This window comes from Bartonella massiliensis, from assembly GCF_902150025.1.
Taxonomy (GTDB): Bacteria; Pseudomonadota; Alphaproteobacteria; order Rhizobiales; family Rhizobiaceae; genus Bartonella; species Bartonella massiliensis.
The window spans coordinates 1-587 of the sequence record NZ_CABFVS010000087.1; the positions used below are offsets into that span (position 1 = coordinate 1).

Consider the following 587-nt stretch of genomic DNA (forward strand, 5'->3'; position numbering starts at 1 on the left):
TGCCTCCTTTTGACAGACAAAAAAGGGATTGATGCAATGAAAAAAGATAATCTAAAAAAGTTTGAAATGAAAATATCTTAGGATATTCAGAACGCTCATTAAACATGAAAAACAATAAATTATATTTATAAATCAACGCCCTGCCCCCTTACAGACAAACTTCCCCTATGCCCTTCGACGAATAACCCCGCGGATCCGACAGACAAACCTTAATCTGCACCTGCACCCAACCTTCACCCTACCTTCACGACGCCCTCACCACATCGCCACGCCCCCTATCTCCATCGCCCCCCCTATCCACACCGCTACGCCTTCCTATCTCCATCGCCATCGATAACCTGCACCACCCCGCCCGATAAGCCCCCTTCACCACAAACCTATCTCCACCATCACGGCTCTCCGTATCCGCACCCTATCCACCTACCACAAGCATCCTATCCGCCCCACGGACAGCCATACCAGCCTTCACGACAAGCCTATGCACCGCCACCAAAAAACCTTTTAAAAATATTCATGAAAAGATATTTTTCTTGTTCCCCCTTTTTTCTTTTCTCTGTTGCTTTTCCCCCGTTCAGGCGCTTTCCCCA

General features: G+C 47.7%; 1 protein-coding gene. It reads right to left on the reverse strand.

Annotated features, from left to right (window positions below; translation table 11 throughout):
- Positions 1-244: 244 nt before the first annotated feature.
- Positions 245-373 (reverse strand): hypothetical protein, encoded by a 129-nt coding sequence (locus tag FNZ60_RS10510; protein WP_281280262.1) that lies wholly within the window; start codon positions 371-373, stop codon positions 245-247.
- Between the last annotated feature and the right edge of the window lie 214 nt (positions 374-587).